Source organism: Agarivorans albus, assembly GCF_019670105.1.
GTDB classification, from domain to species: domain Bacteria; phylum Pseudomonadota; class Gammaproteobacteria; order Enterobacterales; family Celerinatantimonadaceae; genus Agarivorans; species Agarivorans albus.
On record NZ_AP023032.1, the window covers coordinates 2,903,735 to 2,918,746 of the forward strand.

The 15,012-nt window shown below is 43.9% G+C and carries 18 protein-coding genes and 1 tRNA gene; 5 read left to right on the plus strand and 14 right to left on the minus strand.

The window, feature by feature from the left end:
• Positions 1-4: 4 nt before the first annotated feature.
• The 11 genes from flgJ to K5620_RS13100 form a co-directional block, all read right to left on the minus strand.
• Positions 5-1,015: a flagellar assembly peptidoglycan hydrolase FlgJ gene (flgJ, locus tag K5620_RS13050; RefSeq protein WP_016402470.1), complete on the minus strand. Its 1,011-nt coding sequence runs from the start codon at positions 1,013-1,015 to the stop codon at positions 5-7.
• A gap of 1 nt (position 1,016) precedes the next feature.
• Positions 1,017-2,117 carry a flagellar basal body P-ring protein FlgI gene (locus K5620_RS13055; protein WP_016402471.1) on the minus strand — a complete coding sequence of 367 codons (1,101 nt, stop codon included), beginning with the start codon at positions 2,115-2,117 and terminating at the stop codon, positions 1,017-1,019.
• A gap of 24 nt (positions 2,118-2,141) precedes the next feature.
• Positions 2,142-2,816, minus strand: coding sequence for a flagellar basal body L-ring protein FlgH (gene flgH, locus K5620_RS13060; protein ID WP_016402472.1), 675 nt, complete (start codon positions 2,814-2,816; stop codon positions 2,142-2,144).
• 26 nt (positions 2,817-2,842) lie between these two features.
• A complete protein-coding gene (flgG, locus tag K5620_RS13065; RefSeq protein WP_016402473.1) occupies positions 2,843-3,631 on the minus strand; it encodes a flagellar basal-body rod protein FlgG in 789 nt (262 codons plus the stop codon).
• Between the two features lie 16 nt (positions 3,632-3,647).
• The gene (flgF, locus tag K5620_RS13070) at positions 3,648-4,394 is read right to left on the minus strand and encodes a flagellar basal-body rod protein FlgF (protein ID WP_016402474.1); all 747 of its coding nucleotides are present in this window, start codon (positions 4,392-4,394) and stop codon (positions 3,648-3,650) included.
• A 154-nt stretch (positions 4,395-4,548) separates the two neighbouring features.
• Positions 4,549-5,886: a flagellar hook protein FlgE gene (flgE, locus tag K5620_RS13075; protein ID WP_016402475.1), complete on the minus strand. Its 1,338-nt coding sequence runs from the start codon at positions 5,884-5,886 to the stop codon at positions 4,549-4,551.
• Positions 5,887-5,918: 32 nt separating this feature from the next.
• Complete coding sequence (locus K5620_RS13080) at positions 5,919-6,590, minus strand: flagellar hook assembly protein FlgD (RefSeq protein WP_016402476.1); 672 nt, start codon at positions 6,588-6,590, stop codon at positions 5,919-5,921.
• Positions 6,591-6,600: 10 nt separating this feature from the next.
• On the minus strand, positions 6,601-7,020 hold the full coding sequence (gene flgC / locus K5620_RS13085) for a flagellar basal body rod protein FlgC (RefSeq protein ID WP_016402477.1): 420 nt from the start codon (positions 7,018-7,020) through the stop codon (positions 6,601-6,603).
• Complete coding sequence (flgB, locus tag K5620_RS13090) at positions 7,020-7,418, minus strand: flagellar basal body rod protein FlgB (protein ID WP_016402478.1); 399 nt, start codon at positions 7,416-7,418, stop codon at positions 7,020-7,022. Before flgB ends, flgC begins: the two co-directional genes overlap by 1 nt.
• Before the next feature lie 183 nt (positions 7,419-7,601).
• Complete coding sequence (locus K5620_RS13095; RefSeq protein WP_016402480.1) at positions 7,602-8,426, minus strand: CheR family methyltransferase; 825 nt, start codon at positions 8,424-8,426, stop codon at positions 7,602-7,604.
• A gap of 12 nt (positions 8,427-8,438) precedes the next feature.
• Positions 8,439-9,350, minus strand: coding sequence for a chemotaxis protein CheV (locus tag K5620_RS13100; protein WP_016402481.1), 912 nt, complete (start codon positions 9,348-9,350; stop codon positions 8,439-8,441).
• 168 nt (positions 9,351-9,518) lie between these two features.
• Between K5620_RS13100 and flgA the strand changes: the two genes are divergently transcribed.
• The 3 genes from flgA to flgN all read left to right on the plus strand — a co-directional run bounded on the left by flgA (position 9,519) and on the right by flgN (position 11,027).
• Positions 9,519-10,199 carry a flagellar basal body P-ring formation chaperone FlgA gene (gene flgA, locus K5620_RS13105; protein WP_016402482.1) on the plus strand — a complete coding sequence of 227 codons (681 nt, stop codon included), beginning with the start codon at positions 9,519-9,521 and terminating at the stop codon, positions 10,197-10,199.
• A 77-nt stretch (positions 10,200-10,276) separates the two neighbouring features.
• The gene (flgM, locus tag K5620_RS13110) at positions 10,277-10,600 is read left to right on the plus strand and encodes a flagellar biosynthesis anti-sigma factor FlgM (protein ID WP_016402483.1); all 324 of its coding nucleotides are present in this window, start codon (positions 10,277-10,279) and stop codon (positions 10,598-10,600) included.
• A 7-nt stretch (positions 10,601-10,607) separates the two neighbouring features.
• Positions 10,608-11,027 carry a flagellar export chaperone FlgN gene (gene flgN / locus K5620_RS13115; protein WP_016402484.1) on the plus strand — a complete coding sequence of 140 codons (420 nt, stop codon included), beginning with the start codon at positions 10,608-10,610 and terminating at the stop codon, positions 11,025-11,027.
• Between the two features lie 200 nt (positions 11,028-11,227).
• Here flgN and K5620_RS13120 read toward each other — a convergent pair whose 3' ends face one another.
• From K5620_RS13120 to K5620_RS13130, 3 genes are read right to left on the minus strand one after another with little or no spacing between them, the layout of a single operon-like run.
• Positions 11,228-11,974 carry a FlgO family outer membrane protein gene (locus tag K5620_RS13120; protein WP_016402485.1) on the minus strand — a complete coding sequence of 249 codons (747 nt, stop codon included), beginning with the start codon at positions 11,972-11,974 and terminating at the stop codon, positions 11,228-11,230.
• A gap of 58 nt (positions 11,975-12,032) precedes the next feature.
• The gene (locus K5620_RS13125; RefSeq protein WP_016402486.1) at positions 12,033-12,509 is read right to left on the minus strand and encodes an LPP20 family lipoprotein; all 477 of its coding nucleotides are present in this window, start codon (positions 12,507-12,509) and stop codon (positions 12,033-12,035) included.
• On the minus strand, positions 12,490-13,074 hold the full coding sequence (locus K5620_RS13130; RefSeq protein ID WP_016402487.1) for a FlgO family outer membrane protein: 585 nt from the start codon (positions 13,072-13,074) through the stop codon (positions 12,490-12,492). Before K5620_RS13130 ends, K5620_RS13125 begins: the two co-directional genes overlap by 20 nt.
• A gap of 108 nt (positions 13,075-13,182) precedes the next feature.
• On the opposite strand from K5620_RS13130, the gene K5620_RS13135 reads away from it, so the two are divergent.
• Positions 13,183-14,325 carry a flagellar assembly protein T N-terminal domain-containing protein gene (locus K5620_RS13135; RefSeq protein ID WP_016402488.1) on the plus strand — a complete coding sequence of 381 codons (1,143 nt, stop codon included), beginning with the start codon at positions 13,183-13,185 and terminating at the stop codon, positions 14,323-14,325.
• Positions 14,326-14,400: 75 nt separating this feature from the next.
• A tRNA-Arg gene (locus K5620_RS13140) sits at positions 14,401-14,476 on the plus strand.
• The last annotated feature ends 536 nt before the right edge of the window (positions 14,477-15,012 follow it).

The following is a 15,012-nucleotide window of genomic DNA, read 5'->3' on the forward strand; positions in this document are numbered from 1 at the left end:
TTAATTACTCCCCTTCAACCGCTTGTTGACTAAATTCCGCAAAATGTTTGCCGTCTAAAATCTGGCCAATCTTATTGGCATATTGAGGATCGGTAGCATAACCAGCAGCTTGTAATTCTTTAGCGTACTGTTTTGCGTCCATTCCGTTGGCTAAAGCTTGTTGGTAACGCGGCCCTTCTACAAACGATAAGTAGTCTTTAACACTGTCTTCAAATGAGTCATATGAGCGAAAGGCAGCTCGCTCTTGATTGGCTTGACCATTTCTATACTCTAAAGTGTTCACTACTGCCTTATCTCCCTGCCAGCGATTATCTGCTTTTATCCCAAATAGGTTGTGGCTACTTGAACCGTCACTATTTGCGATAACCTTTTTACCCCAACCCGACTCAAGCGCAGCCTGTGCAACAATTGCCATCGGTTCAATGCCTTTGTCAGCGGCCAACTTTTTGGCTACGGGCAAGATTGCTTGAATAAACTCTCCAGGAGAGGCAAAACTTTGCCGACTTATTGCCGCTGCTTCCTCAGCTTTTCCACTAACGGCTGCGCTGGCATTATCTTTTTCTAAAGTTTTGCTACTTGCGGCCGTTACACTAGTCGATTGAGCAATATTCTTGCCAGTTGTATCTGAGGCATTTAAAGAACGCTGTTGAAGATCAATATTTTGGCCACCACGCAATACAGATGCTGGCGTAACATTGGCTGCAGCGGGGTCGAGCTGGGCCACTATTAAATCGGCAAGTCCTAAAGCGCCAGAAGAAGATAATTCCAACGCCATTTGGTTATCATGCATGTCTCGGTAAGTTTGCGTGTGGCGATTATTTAATGGCGTATCACTTTCAAACAATTCATTACTCTTACGCATCTGTTTCATCAACATCTGCATAAACAATGACTCAAACTGACTGGCAACTTGCTTTAGTGCCTTGTTCGGATCTTTTTGAGCAGCACTTCTTAGCTCATCTAAACTGGCTAAGTCGTGGTAGTTTGCTGATTGTTTGACTGCGTCCATTGCCATGTTAAATCACCAACAACTCGCCTTGAATAGCACCAGCTTGTTTTAGCGCTTCTAAAATAGAGACCAAGTCACCAGGAGCAACCCCTACACGATTAACAGCACGCACTAAGTCGTCAAGCGATGCGCCGGGATCAAAGTTGAACATTCTTGAGTCTTCTTCCGTTGCTTCAATTGTGCTCACGGTAGTTTCTACCGTCTCTCCATTGGAGAATGCATTAGGCTGAGAAATTAACGGGGTTTCTGCAATTTTAACGGTTAAACCACCGTGAGTAATCGCAGCAGGTAACAAGCGAACGTCTTTACCTATTACAATGGTACCAGTGCGCGAGTTAACAATAATTTTGGCTGACTCTGAGGCAGGTTCAAAGGTCAAGTTTTCTAAAGTAGATAAGTAGGCAACGCGCTGTCCGGGGTCACGTGGAGCGAATACTTGTACAGAAGCTGCGTCCATTGGCGTAGCAGTATTGGGGCCTACTAAGCCATTAATGGTATCAGCTAAACGTTTTGCAGTAGTGAAGTCGGAACGCTTAAGGTTAAAGGTGATCGTATCGCCGCTCATAAACGGCGAAGGAACCGAGCGCTCTACAATTGCGCCGTTTGGAATGCGGCCAACAGTAGGTGTATTAGAAATCACCTTAGAGCCATCAGCTCCCTCTGCGCCGAAACCACCTACAATTAAACTCCCCTGAGCCAAGGCATATACTTCACCGTCGGCACCTTTTAGAAAGGTTTGAATTAAACTTCCGCCACGTAAACTTTTCGCTTCACCAATGGCAGACACGGTAATATCGATAGTTTGGCCGGGCTTAACAAAAGCGGGTAATTCGGCATGTACAGCTACAGGCGCAACGTTCTTAATTTTTAGGTTAGTTCCTGGAGGAACCGTAATCCCAAAGTTACGTAACATTGTTGCAAAAGACTGCTTGGCAAAATCACTATTTTTTTCACCTGTGCCAGGCAGGCCTACCACTAAGCCATAACCGGTTAATTGGTTAGAACGCACACCGGCAATGTTTGCTACGTCTTTAACACGTGCGGCATTTACCGAATTTGCAACTAAGCATAAACCCAAGCTCAAAATTACAATGCTTCGTTTAAACATAAGATTACTCCTAAAACTCAGGGCTTAGAATGGCCAAACAGGACCATTAAAGAATTTAGATAACCATCCCTGATTAGTGGTATTAGCAAAATCGCCGGTACCACCATATTGAATGCGTGCATTGGCAATGCGTAACGATGTAATAGAGTTATCTGGTGCTACGTCTTCAGGGCGTATAATGCCCGTTAAGCGAATATACTCATTACCGTTATTCAACATTAGCCATTTTTCGCCGCTAATGATTAGATTGCCGTTGGCCAATACTTGAACAACATTAACCGAAATATTGCCATTTAAGCTGTTACTTTGAGCAGCATCGGCTTCACCTGTAAAATCGCTACTTTGGCTCAAACCAAGTTCTATTGGATTACCATTAATTGTAGCTACACCACCAGGTACTGTGATTTGGTTTAGATTTAAGTTCTTGTCTTTAGCTAACTCGTTACTGGCTGATTTGCTGGCCTGAGTACGCTCAGCTAAGGTCACCACAATAATGTCACCAATCCGATGGGCTTTTTTATCTGAATACAGATTATTGGCGCCATTTTCGGTGAATAGTGAACCAGTAATTCTTGCTTCTACGGCCACGTCTTCTGGATATACCGGCGCAAACTCAGGATCATCGGGCACTACGGCGGTATTTACGCTGGCACAGCCAGCCATTGCCATACAGGTTGCTACTACCATTAGTTTATTCATGAGCAATCCCTCTCTCTAAACTTTGATTACAGTTGTTGCGTTGCGAAGGTCAACATTTGGTCTACGGTTGAAATTACCTTTGAATTCATCTCGTAAACCCGTTGCGCCTCAATTAAGTTAACCAGCTCCTCGGTCACATTCACGTTTGAAGTTTCTAAAGAACCTTGGCGGATAGCGCCTAAACCATTCTCCGATGCAATACCATTTTGAGGAGCACCACTAGCGCCGGTTTCTAAATACAAGTTTTGGCCACGAGGCTCTAATCCAGAAGGATTAACAAAGTCAGTAATGGTAATTTGGCCAATAACTTGACTGTCGGTTTGTCCAGGTAAGCGAACACTTACCTCGCCGTCTTCACCTACTGTAAAGCTTTGTGCATCTTCAGGTACTTGAATTTCTGGCTGTAAGGGATAACCAGATCCAGGTGTAACAATAGTGCCTTCATCGTTAAGACCAAATTGGCCATTACGGGTGTAAGCTGTTGTACCGTCGGGCATCAAAATTTCGAAGAAACCACGCCCATCAATCATTAAATCAAAAGCGTTATCGGTAGTTTGCACATTACCTTGGTCATGGTTTTTTTGAGTGGCGATAACTTTAGCACCGGCACCAATCATTAAGCCCGATGGCATTGTCGTGTTCTGAGACGAACGGCCACCCGGTTGGTTAATCGTTTGGTAAAGCAAGTCTTCAAATACTGCGCGACTTTTTTTATAACCGACAGTACTGGCATTGGCTAAATTGTTTGAAATAACCGATACGTTGGTTTGTTGGGCATCTAAGCCAGTTTTACTAATCCATAATGCGGGATGCATAATACGCTCCTTATACCTAGCTTAATCGCAACAAGTTATTGGTTGCTTTTTCGTTTTCTTCAGCGGTTTTCATCATTTTTATTTGCATTTCAAATTGACGTTGCATGCTGATCATATGTGTCATTTCTTGCACTGGGTTCACGTTACTTCCCTCCAGCGCTCCCTTAACCAACTCAACGGTGGCATCGGGCTGATAAGGTTGACCATTAGTGGCACGAAATAAACCGTCATCGCCTTTAGTTAACTCGCCAGCAAAAGGATTGCTTAGCTTAATACGGTTAACTTCTTCCAAGGCATCGGCAGGTGCGCCTTCTGGCCGAATCTCAATGGTGCCATCTTCGTTAATTTCTAGCTTTTCAACAGGTAGGGGAATAATAATTGGCGCGTCTTGATTACCTAATACGGGCTGCCCTTGCATGGTTTGTAAAACACCAGCGGCTGAAATGGTAAAGTTACCATTTCGAGACAACGCTTCATTACCATCCTTGTCTTGGACCGAAATCCAACCTTCACCTTTAATCGCCACATCTAGATCCCTACCAGTGGTTTTTAACAGGCCATCGGTAAAGTTTTGAGTTGGGCGCTCGGTCATAGCAAATACCCGAGATGGCATGCCCGGGCCGAAAGCCTGCATAGAGCGTGCATTCTCTAAATCGGCTTTAAAGCCTGTGGTATTTGCATTTGCAAGGTTGTTACCACGTACCGCGAGCGAGTGCATGTTTTGTTTTGCACCGGTCATCGATATATAAAGTAGTTGGTCCATGTCTATTTCCTACGTCAATTAGCTGACTCAAAGGAAACAAAGCAATTAGAATGCCAGAAGATAAAAAATGATAAGCGAGAATAGAAAAGCCAATTAAATCAATAAAATAAAAAGGCAGCCAAGGCTGCCTTTTTGCTCAAATGCTAATTGGCTATTAACGTATCTGAATAATAGTTTGCTGTAGCGTTGAGTTAACTTCTAAGGCACGAGAGTTAGCCTGGAAGTTACGCTGAGCACTAATCAAATTAACCAACTGCTCGGTTAAGTTAACGTTAGCTTGTTCTAAAGAAGCAGAGTTGATTTTACCGAAAGTCCCCGAGTTACCTTCACCGGCAATCGCTTCACCACTTAACTGGGTTTGCTGCCATGAGGTATCACCGATTTGCGCTAAACCTTGGTTATTGGCAAATTTAGCAACCGATACTTTAGCAATATTGGTTGTTTGACCATTACTGTAAGAGGCAACAACCAAACCATCTGGGCCAATATCAATACCTGTCAATTTACCAACGGTAGAACCATCTTGCGACAAACTAGATACTTCAAAGGCTGAGTTGTACTGAGTTGGGCCATTTAGGTTAAAAGTAATGGTTTGCGTTGGATCTACAGAACCCGTTACCGGATCCCATACACCACCTGGGCCGTTTGGTGGAGCAGTACCAAGCGCTACAGTCTCAATAATAAGTGGCGCTGTAGATGCTAATGCACCGGTATTATCAAAAGTTAAAGTCGCTGATGCAGGGATATTTGGATTAGGGTTACCCGCGTTAGGGGTATTAGCTGTACCACCTGCAACATCTACTGGCATACCGTCAATGTATATCAACTTGTGCCATGTGTTAGCCGTAGTGTCATCTTTAATAAAGAAGGTCTCAGCGACATGCGAGCCACCCTGCGAATCATACACCGTCACCGAAGTGGCAGAAGTGTAGGTATTGCTGTCGGTTGGGTCGAAATCGCCTATATCGTGAGTAGTACCGCTCGACGGCAAGTTAAAGCTCATATCAACTTGGCTTGTCATGGTAGGGTTACCTACTTCAGCACTAATTTGAATTGCGCTGGTTGCAGCCATACTCACCGCTGAAGGCGTGCCGCTGTTGTTCACGGTATAACCTTGTAGGTATTGACCTTGCGAGTTAACAATAAAGTTATCAGCGTTTAACTTAAACGCACCCGCACGAGTAAACTCTCGTGTTTGAGTGGTTAAGTCTGATGCGGTAACAAAAAAGCCTTCGCCACTGATCGCCATATCTAAGGCATTCTGGGTAAAGTTAAGACTACCTTGGTGGAATTGCTGAGCTACATCTACAGTTTTAACACCATTACCAACTGCGGTACGAGCATTTGAGAAAATCGATGTTGCATACACATCGGCAAACTCAGCACGCGACTCTTTAAAACCAATGGTGTTGACGTTAGCAATATTGTTCGCCGTTACGTCAAGATCCTTTTGCGAGGCATTGATGCCGCTTAGAGCGATATTAAATGACATCTCTCAATCTCCTATCGTTTTACTATTCTTTGTTAGGCCTTGGCTACTTCAAGAACATCGCTCATTGCAATGCCGCCTAAGCCTTCTAAATTGACGACTACGCCAGATGTGCCACCTGCTAAGCTCACGCTACCTACGCTTGCATATGTTGCGGTGGGTAAACTGATCTCTTTACCGCCTTGAACACCATTAACTTTAATGTTGTACTTACCTTCTGGCATTGGATTCCCATTGGAATCGGTGCCGTCCCAAGAGAATGGCATGTTGCCACTTCCCTCACCTAAATCGATAACTTTGACGACTTCACCCGCCGCGTTCTCGACCGAAACTTTTACATTGGTTGTTGCCGCACCAGTTACCGCTACACCATCAAAACCAGTACCACCGTTATGTCCGTAATCTAACGGGACTAACACTTTCTGGCCCACTAAAGTTGACGCCTGCAAGGCAGCCGATGAATTCATGATCGAGTTCATGGTGTCAAACTTAGTACCAAGCTCAGCAATCCCCTCGGAAGTCTGAAAGCTCGCCATTTGCGCAATCATCTCGGCGTTATCCACGGGTTTACTGGGGTCTTGATACTGCAACTGAGTAGTAAGCAGTGAGAAGAAGTCTTCTTGCCCCAATGACTGATTATTATTGCTCTCTGGAACAACCGACTCTGGTTGCCAATAATTATTTTGTAACGGATCAATAGTAGACACTGGCTACTCCTTAACTTTTACCCAGATTGAGCGTGCTATTTAGCATTTGCTTAGCGGCTTCAGTTACTTGAACATTGGCCTGATAGGAGCGAGAAGCACTCATCATGTCGGCCATTTCTTCAATAACGTTGACGTTTGGCTTGAAGATATACCCTTCTTCATTAGCCATGGGGTGTTCTGGGTAATACTCTTTACGTAACGGAGCATCTGATTCAACTATGCCCGCTACTTTAACTTGTGCAGATTCAACTTGTGCTTGAGATGCTTTATTTAACTCAGCCTCAAACACTGGTTTTCTTGCTCGATACGTTTGATCGATACTTGAACTAATACTGTCGGCATTGGCTAGGTTACTGGCAGTGGTATTTAAACGTACCGACTGCGCTTTCATGGCCGAAGCTGAAATATCAAAAACATTAAAAAAGCTCATTATTGACCTCCCTTAATTGCATTTCGTAAGCCACTAAATTTGCTTGAAAGAAAGTTAATACCTGCTTGATATTCCAAGCCATTCTGCATAAATGCGGCTTTCTCTTTTTGTACATCAACGGTATTACCGTCACCGGTGTCTGGTTGATCCGGCACTTGAAAGCCTAGTTCGGCAAACTGGCTGTTACCGCCGCTGATGTGGCGCTCATTAGTAATGTGCATTCCACCACTCTGCTTACTTTTAGCGGCAGCAAATGCTTTATTAAAATCTATATCTCGTGCTTTATAGTTAGGTGTATCAGCATTAGCAATGTTACTTGCAATCACTTCAGAACGGCGGGCTCTTACACCTACAGTATGCTGATGAACGCCTAATGCTTTATCAAATGTTATTGCCATATACACCTCGTTACACTTCCACGAAGAATATTTAGCAAGAGCTGTGCCAGAGTTTTTTTGACGCTTTTTGTTCAGCTAACTAAGGAACTTAGTTGTATTGATATGCTAGATAACAGTGGCAGGGTGATGCTAGCGGCAAGTAAAGCGGCAACTATTGCCATTTACTGCCGCTTCGGGTTTAGCTTATTTTAGTTGATAAACAATGCCGGGATGGCAACGCAACATATTAAAACGATCGGTCAGGCCGGTAATAGACTCAGAGGCACCCAACATTAAATATCCATTAGGGTTTAATGCTTGAGCAAACTGATTAAGGATCTTCGATTTCACATCAGCGTTAAAATAAATCAAAACATTACGACAAAAAATGATATCGAATTTACCCATTAACGCGTAACTATCTAAGAGATTAAGCGGCCTAAAACTAACATTTTTACGCACTTTATCATTAACTCGAAATCTGCCGTCGGTAGTCGCTTCAAAAAACTGACGTTTACGCTCTGGCGATAAACCGCGCGCCAAGGCTAAAGTGTCATACTCACCACGCTTACAATGCTCCAGCATTGACGGTGATATGTCAGTCCCCACCACCTGCACCCCCATGGGTAAGGTTCCAGGGCGTTTAGCCTGATACTCCAGTGAAGTCATCATAATAGAGTATGGCTCTTGGCCAGAGGAGCTTGCCGCTGACCAAATCTTCACTGGCCGAGATAACTTTGTGAACTCCGGCAAGAGTTTGTCACCGAGCAATTGAAATGGATAAGTATCCCTAAACCACAGAGTCTCATTAGTGGTCATAGCATCCACCACGGCCGCACGTAAATCGCGCTCACGTAGGCTCATGGCTTTTTGAACTAGTTCGGTAAGGCTTGCTACAGAGTACTGAGCCATTAATGGCGATAAACGGCTCTTTACCAAGTATTGCTTGTTGTCACCTAATACAATTCCGCACTGCTTCTCTAGAAAGCCACAAAACTGTTTATACACATCATCTGTTATGGTTCTCAATGCATCCACACTCTATAAAGATTGACGAACAGCTGCAGCTAATTCATCTGGATTAAATTTAGCAATAAAGGCGTTAGCGCCAACTTTATTTACCATAGCTTGGTTGAATACACCACTTAAGGAAGTGTGTAAAATTATGTGCAGACCTTTTAAATCTGGATGAGAACGTACTTCCGCCGTTAATGTGTAACCATCCATTTCTGGCATTTCAATATCTGAAATCACCAGCGCAATTTGATCGGTAATTGGACCATCTTTAGCCATAGTGGTTAACAGCTCGAGGGCTTCTCGTCCATCTTGGCAAAGTAAGGCTTCTACCCCTAAGGAGGTTACCGCGCGCTTAACTTGATTTCGCGCCACCGAAGAATCGTCAACCACCAATACTTTTTTGTCTATTTGAACGTTTGCGGCTGCTTCTTCAACAATCTCTTTACTTACTGTGGTATCAACCGGAGAAATTTCATCGAGAATCTTTTCAACGTCTAAAATAGAAACTAACTCTTTTTCAACCTCTGTTACCGCTGTCAGGTAGTTGAACTTACCTGCCCCTTTGGGCGGCGGCAAAATGTCTTCCCAATTCATATTTACAATACGCTCGACCGAGCCTACTAAAAAGCCCTGCACAGAACGGTTGTACTCTGAAATGATGATGAAACACTTGGTCACATCTTCTATTGGACGCCCGCCAGTGGCTGAACTTAAATCAATGACCGAAATAGTTTGGCCACGAATATGTGCCACACCTCGGATAACAGGATTTAGTTTAGGCAGCGCGGTAAGTGGCGGACACTGTAAGACTTCTTTTACTTTAAATACATTAATGCCATAGCGCTGAGACCCATTTAACCTGAATAACAACAACTCTAAGCGATTCTGTCCTACTAGCTGCGTACGCTGGTTTACCGAATCTAAAATACCCGCCATATACTTATCACTCCTTAGAAAGGGGCATCAACCTTGCTTAACCCCTGTATACTATCGCTTAATCTAACTTAATTGTCGTTTTTTTGACACCAAGAGGCTTAACATCGACTTGTTAAGCATAGACAAAAAAGCCAATTGTTACTTTGCTTTATCGGTATCATATCGGAAATGTTGATAAAAATTGCTGCTTCACTCGTATTATTTTGTTTTAGTCTTACTGCTCACACTAGTGAGCTGCACTCGCAGCTTGAAAAAGCAGCAGTAGATTTTGTTTATTCGCAGATAACTCACGACAATGGTCAAAAAATTGAGCTAACCGCTAATCAATTAGATGAGCGAATCGCGATCCCCGACTGTTCAACGCCTTATCGTTACAGTCTAGCTAATGGTGAAGTTCGGAGAAACACCAGCGTATTAGTTACGTGTGATGAACACGCAAACTGGCGCCTCTATATCCCAGTACGCAAACAAGTATTGCTTGCCGTGGTGGTAGCAGCCTCCCCCATCCAGGAAGGGGCTGCCTTAACTAACGCACAACTTACCACTAATTTTTTACCCGAGAATCGCTTACGCGGCAGTTACTTCACAGAGCTAGAGCTCTTAGTTGGTGCTAAACTTAGACGAGCAATGCGTAAAGACCAAATTATAACTGGGCGCGATATTTGCATAATTTGCAAAGGTGATGCTGTTACCATCTCCGCCAATGCTGGTGGGCTGAATGTAACAACCCAAGGTACCGCTTTGTCTAGTGGCACTATCGGTGATACCATTCGGGTTAGAAATAATCAGTCTCAGCGTCTGGTCACCGGCCGAGTAAAAGCGATTGGAATAGTTGAGGTAAAACTTTAATTTTTTTCTAAAGTTTTACCAAAGCAAGCCGATAGCTTTATTGAATACGAAAAATTGATTAACTGTGGGGCGCCATTATGGCTTTAAATATTAACAACTTAGGTGGAAACCGTCCTAGTCAACTAGACTCAAATCGAGTTGCTGACAAAGGCACAAAAGAAAGCGCTGAACAACGTTCAACCGCTGGTTCTGCTGCAGCCCAGGATTCAGTTATGCTTACAAACGAAGCACAACAACTAAACCGTATTCAGCAGAATTTGCTCAGTGATTCAGATAGCAGAAGCTCGAAGCTCGAATCAATCAAGCAAGCGGTGGCCGATGGTACTTATCAAGTAGATGCCAATAAAGTTGCACAGAAAATGGGTGACTTTGAAAGTGAGTTTAATAAAGCGCTTGGATAATTAGCCTATGATCGCCCCACTACTGAATACTCAAGAGCAGCAACTCACCTTGCTGCTTTCTCTTTTGGAGCAAGAAAAAGTTGCTCTTGAACAAGACGATACTATTGCTCTTTATGCTGTTGCTGAGCAAAAAGAACAAGCATTGGCGCTAATAGCGAGTGCCGATGAAGAGATAGCAGCGTCTTCTAATAAAGAACAGCTGAATTCAGATCCTCAATTTGTTCAACAAGTAGATACCATCAAAAGTTTGCTGGCCCAATGCCAAGAACGCAATCAGCTAAATGGCGAAATAATTAAAGCCAGCAACGAAAAAGTCAAACAGCTAAGCGCCGTAATTGACCAACTGCAAAACCAAAATGCGTCTACCTATGACAAACTAGGTAAAAAGCACAGTTCACAACGCATGGGTAAAGGCTTTAAAGCCTAAGTTACCCCTCGCTTCCAGAAACTACACAACCCAAATTAACTGGGCATTAAGTTGTTCACCTTAGTTAATTGAATTTGAACGTCTGAATGCTCTACTGTTGTTAATTGGAAAAGTACTGCTTGTGGTAGTTACATATTCAAAAACAACAAAACCCCAGCCAAGGCTAGGGTTTTGCGTATAACAGTAATAGACGAAATTAACTAACCACGCTCCCCCATCGGCATCTTAGTTTTACTGGCCTGCTTACGCGACTCGATAATCATTACCCCGTCTCGCTTAACTGGTGCAGGTACTTTGCTTTGATACACTTCATTGGGAATAAGCTCTTGAGCAGAAGCGACTACGACTTTTGATTGGGCGCCAACGATCCGCGCGTTAACCAAAATACCTTTATTTGATTTACTAAAAGTGCCTACAAGTAAGTACTCAATGGGTAAACGCTTTGACAACTCTTTTACGTTGCGGCTATATACAAAGTCCCCTTCTGGGGTAATGCGAATAAAACCAGTGGTTTTATAATCAATCACCGAAAAGCCACTTTGCTGCATCTCGTAAACAAAGCTTTCGGCTAGCTGCATGCCAAATAAATCAGTGGTACGAAGATTATCTAAAGGAACAAACGAAGCCACCCCGATTGGTGTATCAGCATTCACATAGTGAGAGCTTGAGACTAGGCGTTGCGACATTAGGTTTACATAATCTGTAAGTGAGTGCTGAACATCAGGGTCACTCATATCTGGGCTGGCAGGGTTAAGCGAACGGCTTTGCATTCCACTTAAAAACAACTGCCCATTCTCATCTACAACACCTTCCATATAGTGAGCGTTGTGAGTATGTGCGGCGTGATGCTTTGAGCCATCGTACACCACCACTTTTTGCATTGATGGGGAACTCGAGCACCCCACCAGCATTGAAGTAGCCAAGGCTACTAAAGATATACCTTTCATGTCGCTTCCTTAATCGTCTATTACGCTTTAAGTATCGGCCAGAAAGGTAAAATCTTTACTAAAAATGAACGGTTTTTTGACTCTCAAGATGGCGAGTTGGCGCCATAGACATAGTAACGCGGTACACTTCTCGGAAATCAAGTTGCAACTCAGTGACATATACATCGTCAACTGCGTAGGCATTAATCACCTTAGCACCACGAATTACCCCGGCAACCGAGGCGGCTAAACGCTCGTTACCAAGCACCATATCGCTGACTGTTGCGGTGCTATCGATATGTTGGCCATACACTTGCTCAGAAAGCTCTCTATAAGCATCTAACTTAGAGGCTTTCATTGCGCGTAATTGTTTAGCGCTCATGTCTGCGCCACGTTGCTGACTAATAGGCGCATAGCCAACAGCATTAACCACGGTAAAGTCACCCGGTGGCTCATAAGTCCATTCAACTTGTTTAACTTGGGTTGTTGGCGTACAAGCTAGCAACAACAAAACCGCTAAACTAATAAACCACGATCTAAAGTACAGATTGTTCATGACGCTGCAAGCTCCCATTTACACTAGTCACACGCGGTGAAGTTGCCCCCGCCATATTGGGGATAAATTGATAAGCAGCCGACACAACCGCTTGGCTAGATAGCTCAACTAAACGAAGATTCACATGCCTACCAGAAGTGGTTCGCTGAAAACTGCCAACCACCACGTAGGTAATTTCCATTTCAGTACTCAGTAAATCTGCATCTCTCGATAACGAAAATTCGCCGAAACCTGGGTCCATTTGCAAACGTCCAGTAAGGCGCGGCTCTACCATATTTACGCCTTCACGCGATAAAGCGGCAAACATTGCCTCTGCCACTTGCCGCCCAAACCCATCGCTCGATTGCAAGTTGTCTAGATCCACCACCGTGCTTATGGCCACAGAGTCAGTCTCAGTTAAATCCACGTCATCAGTTAACTGTTGAGACAGGTTGTCGACATGCACATACAAAGCGGCATCTTGCTGCTCTCGTGGCTCCACATAAGGATAATTAGAAACATGATGTAAACTGGTATTGCATCCTTGTAGCGTTACCAGCAAAATAAATAGTGTCGTATATCGCATATCAATCTCCTCCGACTTCCCTGTTCCAAGCAATAACCGTTCCAGTCAAAAAAATAGCGTTTTATTTTGGGTATAGTTATTGCTTACTCCGAAACATAGGAGGGCCTTATGAAACAGATAATTCTTTTAGTTGGGATGCTAATTAGCATGTCGACACAGGCAATATGGTACGAGGCTAAGGGCCAAGCCACCATCGTAAACAACGACTTTGAGCAAGCCAAAAGCTTAGCTACCCAAGATGCGGTTAAGCAGCTTCTGTTGTATTCGGGGGCGTCTGTTACCAGCATTAGCAAAGTCTCTGGCGGGCAACTCACGCTTGATCAAATTGAAGTGGTCTCTAAAGGCTCCTTGCATAACCTAACCGTATTAGACGACGGTAATCACGGCCAACAATACTATATAATTTTACAGGCCGACGTATTCCCGGCTACCAGCCAGTGTAAAGCCAGTGGCTATAGCAAAAACATGTTGCTGCTCCCTCCCTTCTTAAAACAGCAACATCAAGCGCGTGTGGGCCAACTACAAGAGCTATCACCAGCAGTTGAGCAACGCACCTACGACATTGCTCGCCAAGTGGGTAATCAGTTCAACGTAAAGCCCCCACCAAAGTTACCTTTAAATTATTACAAACCAGGAGAACATAACTACAAGGGCATTAAAGATGTTGCCGATCGTTATGGCGCACAATATTTGCTTGGCTTAGAAATCGAGAACATTTCACTGGACCAAGTGCACAAACCTAAATTTATTAACCTTAGTTATCCGCAACGTTACTTTGTGGTGAATGCCAGGGTATACAACGCCATTGATTTAGAAGAAATATACAACAAGCGCTTTTCAGTAAACGCGCCATGGGAGTTTGACGCCAGAGAAGTGGTATCACCCCACTCTGCGGAGTTTTGGTTATCGGCCTATGGAGAAACGGTAAACGCGACCTTGCAACAAGTGGTTACCGAAGTAGATGCTCTACTGGCTTGCCAACCCTTACAAGGCAGCGTGGTGAAAGTACTGGGACCAGATCGCTGGCAAATAAACCTAGGGAAAGCGAATCAGCTTAACCGCGGCATGTTGTTAAACTTGATTCATCAAAACTATCACTGGGGAAACTGGGACATTCCACGCCAAGAGCAAATTATGGCTGACAGCATGGTAAGAATTGAGCAAGTGTATCAAGAGAGTGCCATCGTGGTAGCGGTTGACCCAAGCATGACGGCAAATATTCAACTTGGTGACTTAGTAAGCAAACAGTAAGGCTTTGCTTTTCATAAAGTTAAAGCTGAGTATAATGTACCCGCGCACTAAACGAGGTGTGCGCCTTACTTTAGTGTCCCCTTAGTTCAGCTGGATAGAACAAGGACCTCCTAAGTCTTAGACACAGGTTCGAATCCTGTAGGGGACGCCAGTATCTGCGTAACAAAGTAAGCTCTAGCCCTCATTTATGTGTGTCGCACCTTGCTGCACCATAATTGATTTACAGCACACTTGGCTTTTTTTATTGATATAGCTACGCAGCCTCCTTCGCACACTCACTTTCCGCAGCTTTGCGGGCGGCGATAGCCTCTTCCTGCTTCTTAAAACACCCTAAATGCTTGCGTTTCCCTTCGACAATTATATGAGCCATCCATAGTGCATCTCGTTTGTGAAAACTTACACCCTTCATGTTCTTACCTCGTCAATCTACATTATGCGTGCCTTGAAAGTGAAACTAGCTCACTATATTGATTACAGTGCTTTATAAGCCATTAGTAACGAGCAAATACTTAGATAGCCACACACTTGTTACCAATGTATTCAACTTATTTGACGCTAAAGTCACCCACAGAAAATGAGCTAAAGCTGGTACCGCTGTTGGCTGCTAGTTACAATTTTCTTTTGGGCACAAAAAAGCCGCCCTTGGGCGACTTCCTATCTAGCTTTTTTCATCAGACTATCCTTCTG